This window comes from Streptosporangium sp. NPDC002607 (genome assembly GCF_053592655.1).
The window spans coordinates 1-1,475 of sequence record NZ_JBSFWD010000134.1; the positions used below are offsets into that span (position 1 = coordinate 1).

Annotated in this window: 1 rRNA gene (running past one end of the window); it reads right to left on the reverse strand. The window is 57.3% G+C overall.

Features of this window, described 5'->3' with window-relative positions:
• Nucleotides 1-1,475 (reverse strand): 23S ribosomal RNA (locus ACWD3H_RS47365) (its annotated part continues 1,680 nt past the right edge of the window); the annotation flags it as partial.

Consider the following 1,475-nt stretch of genomic DNA (forward strand, 5'->3'; position numbering starts at 1 on the left):
CCCGGTCGTCTACCGGGAGCCTTACCCACTCTCGTGGTGGGAGACCTCATCTCAAGGCGAGCTTCCCGCTTAGATGCTTTCAGCGGTTATCCCTTCCGAACGTAGCCAACCAGCCGTGCTCCTGGCGGAACAACTGGCACACCAGAGGTTCGTCCGTCCCGGTCCTCTCGTACTAGGGACAGCTCCTTTCAAGTCTCCTGCGCGCGCAGCGGATAGGGACCGAACTGTCTCGCGACGTTCTAAACCCAGCTCGCGTGCCGCTTTAATGGGCGAACAGCCCAACCCTTGGGACCTACTCCAGCCCCAGGATGCGACGAGCCGACATCGAGGTGCCAAACCATCCCGTCGATATGGACTCTTGGGGAAGATCAGCCTGTTATCCCCGGGGTACCTTTTAGCCGTTGAGCGACGGCGCTTCCACATGCCACCGCCGGATCACTAGTCCCAGCTTTCGCTCCTGCTCGACCCGTCGGTCTCACAGTCAAGCTCCCTTGTGCACTTACACTCGACACCTGATTGCCAACCAGGCTGAGGGAACCTTTGGGCGCCTCCGTTACTCTTTAGGAGGCAACCGCCCCAGTTAAACTACCCACCAGACACTGTCCCTGATCCGGATCACGGACCGAAGTTAGACGTTCAAAACGACCAGAGTGGTATTTCACCAATGACTCCACCACCACTAGCGTGATAGCTTCACCGTCTCCCACCTATCCTACACAAGACGTTCCAAACGCCAATGTCAAGCTATAGTGAAGGTCCCGGGGTCTTTCCGTCCTGCTGCGCGTAACGAGCATCTTTACTCGTAGTGCAATTTCGCCGGGTCTGCGGTTGAGACAGCGGGGAAGTCGTTACGCCATTCGTGCAGGTCGGAACTTACCCGACAAGGAATTTCGCTACCTTAGGATGGTTATAGTTACCACCGCCGTTTACTGGCGCTTAAGTTCTCAGCTTCGCCACACAAGTGCGACTAACCGGTCCCCTTAACGTTCCAGCACCGGGCAGGCGTCAGTCCGTATACATCGTCTTACGACTTCGCACGGACCTGTGTTTTTAGTAAACAGTCGCTTCCCCCTGGCCTCTGCGACCCCCACCAGCTCAGAACGCAAAGTTCGTCACCAGCGAAGGCCCCCCTTCTCCCGAAGTTACGGGGGCAATTTGCCGAGTTCCTTAACCACAGTTCACCCGATCGCCTTAGTATTCTCTACCTGACCACCTGAGTCGGTTTAGGGTACGGGCCGCCACGACACTCACTAGAGGCTTTTCTCGGCAGCATAGGATCACCCACTTCGCCACAATCGGCTCGGCATCACATCTCAGACTTAATGTGCTGCGGATTTGCCTACAGCACGCCCTACATGCTTACCCCAGGACTACCATCGCCTGGGCTGGGCTACCTTCCTGCGTCACCCCATCGCTTACCTACTACCAGTTCAGGCCAGGCGTTCAGCCTCACCCACACCCCGAAGGGCGTTAGG